Source organism: Chlorogloea sp. CCALA 695 (assembly GCF_003003885.1).
In the GTDB taxonomy this organism is placed as follows: Bacteria; Cyanobacteriota; Cyanobacteriia; order Cyanobacteriales; family Chroococcidiopsidaceae; genus Aliterella.
This window is the reverse complement of the sequence record NZ_PVWN01000089.1, coordinates 7800-11806: the sequence shown is the minus strand read 5'-3', so window position 1 is coordinate 11806 and position 4007 is coordinate 7800. Positions and strand designations below refer to the sequence as shown.

Annotated in this window: 3 protein-coding genes; all 3 read left to right on the top strand. The window is 46.4% G+C overall.

What is annotated here, in order from left to right:
* Positions 1-822 (top strand): hypothetical protein (locus tag C7B70_RS27275; protein WP_233221097.1); only part of this gene is annotated, 822 nt, incomplete at its 5' end.
* A 48-nt stretch (positions 823-870) separates the two neighbouring features.
* Positions 871-1200: a hypothetical protein gene (locus C7B70_RS23635; protein ID WP_106371376.1), complete on the top strand. Its 330-nt coding sequence runs from the start codon at positions 871-873 to the stop codon at positions 1198-1200.
* On the top strand, positions 1181-4007 hold a 2827-nt coding region (locus C7B70_RS23630; protein ID WP_106371375.1), incomplete at its 3' end, for a hypothetical protein. The genes C7B70_RS23635 and C7B70_RS23630, both read left to right, overlap by 20 nt.

The window sequence follows — 4007 nt, the reverse complement described above, 5'->3', positions numbered from 1 at the left end:
ATTGGTGCTGAACTAGGCAAGTCGGCTGATGCGACAAGGATGGCATACAACAGAGCGGTCGCTGCGCTCAAACTAATGTTAGCGAAACCGCCTGAAGTTGTCGTACCTAGCGAGGTAATAGTAACTCAAGAAAATCAATCGGCGTTTCAAATACCAGCAGCCAATTGGATGAAGCGATTATGGTCGCGTTCACGGGTGAATGTTCGTTTTTTGAAGCGAGGGCATATTTTAAGTAGGACTATTGGAGAGATATCTATGCATAGACAGCTACTAGGCTCAACCCGCACTCCGCTTCATAAATCTAGAACCAAGGCGATCACCAAGTTTATAGACTCACCTGCGCTAAAATATATTTCGTGGCTGACTGTTGCCTTGCTAATTCTGTACCGGATGTTGATGGGCGAGTGGCTAATGTTACTCCTGTGTGGTGTGGGTGGCACAATAGCCGCACTACTTTGGCAGCACTGGAGGGCAATATCGAAACACCATCGACAACAATTGCTTTTTGGCTTGTGTGCTGTACTCTCATGGTGTTTTTTCACCCTGCACTCACCAGCTTATGCTTTATTTTTTGACACCTTGGAGACGGGGCTAACAACTTTGTTTGCCAGATTCGGGGTTGCTGACACTACTAGCTTTCCGCTATGGATTGGTGCGTTATTTCGTATCCTAGGGATTGTCTTTATAGGTATCCTCGCGCTGCGATTTGGGAGATCGCGTGATGAAGACGATGAAGGGACGCGCCAAGTTACTGGCAAGGTAGTCCAGGTAATAGCTGCCCTAGTAATATTCGATGCCATGCTTGAGCTTTTTATTAGTTAATCTCTGCACTCGGAGCAAGATAGTTACAGAAAATTCGTGGAAAAATTTATGCCGATTGTTAACCAGCCGATTGTACCAAATCGTGCATTAGGAAAGCAGAAGAAGTTGTTAAACTTTTTCCCCTCCTATCTGACTCCAGGCTTATTAGCTGGATTTGCGGTCATGGTAGTCACCAGTGAAGTAACCGATGATAAAGTGAAGACCGCCTTATCTGGAGGCACAGTAATTGCAATTTACTGGCTGTATGCGGGGAAGGGTGAGGAATCGGCTTGGTCTAACTTTGGCAGATTTGTTTCAGTGCCGATTTTACATATGCCAGATTCGCCGAACTCTGATACGTTACCGCCCAAGGCAAACAATGTTGCACGAAGACGATAAGTTATACAAAAAGGAAAACGCTTTAGACTTAAAAATTACAGGTCAAGCAGAGCATGGTAGTATTTCCGACTACCTACCACTGCAAGCGACGTGTGAATTTGATGTGTTTGGGGAGAAAGTTGGTTCATTAGTTCTCCGACATGGCTTTGCATCCCGAATCTTTACATGGGGATGGGAAATTTACGGTACTCATGTATATGACCTTGCCGAGAACCTGGTTAGTCTCTATGATGCGGAGGCTGAAGGATTATTAAACATCCCTTATTACTTAATCTGGGATATTCACATTGGCGGTGAAGCGACAAGTTACGACCGTACACAGCAATTGCTACGCCTGATTGAAAATAACACTAATCCGGAAATTGACCAGTTGTTGGTTGCTGAATTGAGTAGAGCGCAACAATTGGCGCGGACAGGAATGCGAGAGCCAAAGTTTGCCAGGTTGTACGTGACCTATAAGCCAAAGTCGGATAAACAAGGGCGCAAAAGCTCTGACAAGATTGAAGCGTTTGGCAAGGAAGTTTATGAACTATGGGCGGGTGTAAGAGACTCGATTTCCAACAAAAAGACGCAAAATAAAATCATTGCTGTAGAAGAGCAGTTTAAAACTGCCTTCTTACGGGGGTATAGATCAACTTCAACCTTGTTGACTGGCACATTTGGGGTATCAGTACGCCCAATGGGAGAGTCAGAAATCTGGACAAACTTACGCCACCGTTTTAGTGGCGAAGCGCCAGGAAAATCACCAAATATTATTCGCTGCAAAATTGACGAGCGTGGTGTACGTCTATCGAGCGAAGTCACGGGGGAAATGCATATTACTGGGCATCTGATTAAAGACTATCCGCCCAAGCTCGATCCAGAATGGGTATATACCAAACGCTTCGACCCAGAATCCGGCTTGCTTCAAGATCGCTATACAGGGATTTTAAGGGCTACCGGACAGTACAAGAGCCTAGCTCATGAATTCCATCAATGCCGCGCGCTGTGGGATTTATTAGCAAATGAATCGTCTTCGGACACGGAATTTTGCATCCAGCTAACACCGAGCGACTCAAAAATTGCCCGTGAGGCTGCCTCCCAATTGTACCGTCAATCAGTCAAACAGTTTGAAGCTACAGCATCGAAAAGAGACTATGATGCCACTGCTGATGAAAATACAAGACTGGCAAGAGAGGCACTGCGCTCTTTGCATTCACAAGGCGCTCCGATTCGAGTAGGCTTTTGCGTCCTGATCCACCGCCAAAGCCTAGCCCAGTTAGATATTGCTTGCCGAGACTTTATCTCGCGCTGCCGATGGCTAGAATTGGTGCGCGAGTACGTGGTTGCTCATCGACTGTGGTTGCAAACGCTGCCCTGCAATGATGACCCAATGTTGCAGTACAAGGTATTTGGCTATGACTATGCCAGGATAAAACGTACAGGCGCTCAGTTTGACCGCCGGATTTACTACGGCGTGAAAGATGCGATCGCCTTCTTCCCGATTGCCCGTACCTTACCCAATGACGAGCATGGAATTGAGTTCATCGCTCCAGACAAGCAACCGTTCCGAGTAGATTTTTTCCATCCAGGCAAAGAAAAGCACTGGTGTATCGTCGCAGCACAGCGTAGCTCTAAATCAGTTCTAGCTAACAATATTGCCGATCATGCCTTAGCAATGAATCAGCCCGTGACTTGGCTCGATTACCCTCCGCCGGATGGTAGCTCTGCACTGCGAGATCGCTGCAAGTATCTCGGTGGTACTCATATTGACATCCAACTTGAAAGCTTTAATATCATCCAGATCCCTAACTTTTCTGGTTTGCCCCAAGAGATTCAACAAGACCGATTGCGCTCTTTGGTTAGCTACTGGCTCGAACAGTTAATGATTCTGGTGGGGCCAACAAGGCAAGATGTTCAGTTAGAGCAAATTGCGCGCACGATTCTTGAGCTTTCGATTACGACCTACCTAGACGATCCAGTAATTCAAAGCCGCTACGGTAACTCCATTCGTGACGGATTTGGTTCTTCGTCGTGGCAATCTACGCCTACGCTGCAAGACTTGACGCGGTTCGTAACGCGCGAAAAACTAGAGTCGCGTTTAGCCAATTTAGGGGATCGCGTCCAACAAGCTCTCGATCTTCTTCAATTCAATTTATCTCGAATTACCGACACGCGGACAACTATAGGTAAAGCAATTGCTCTACCTTCCACAGTTTGTATTGATAAAGCGCTCACGGTATTTTCGTTGCGGAATATGAATGAAGGTCAGGAATCTTTAGCTTATTCGCTGGCAGCATATAGCTCTGCGATTCAAAAGTCTTTGAGTCACGAAATCAGCCACGTACTGATAGACGAAGCTCAAAACTTGGTGACGCATACTGGGGTACTCAAGCTTGCATCTAATTTAGCAACTAAGGGAGGTAAGGACGGTATTCGCCTAGGGGTGATTACCAACAGTTTTACTAGGGTGGCACAGTCAGAAGCGGGAGCGGACTTACTCGCTAATATCAGCACTAAGTTTGTGGGCAGAATTGAAGCAGGTAGCGCCGAGCCATTGTCGCAATCTTTAGGTATTCCGCGCGAATTGGTTAACCAATGTGCCTCAAATAAATTTTACACCAACCGCAAAGAGGGCTACTCTTCTTGGCTGATCCAAGATTACAGCAAACATACGATGGGTCGGTGGTATGCGCCTTGGGAATCAGTTGTATTAAGCGCATCTAATGCTAACGAGCGAAATATCAAGCAATGGTTTTTTGACCGCATTCCTGATAAACACGAAGCTCTAGCTGCTTGTACTCGCTACTTCCGCGATTGCTGGCAAA

What these genes read in the sequence shown, in the direction of transcription:
- C7B70_RS23635 (WP_106371376.1), top strand. Translation starts at nt 871, where the DNA reads ATGCCGATTGTTAACCAGCCGATTGTACCAAATCGTGCATTAGGAAAG.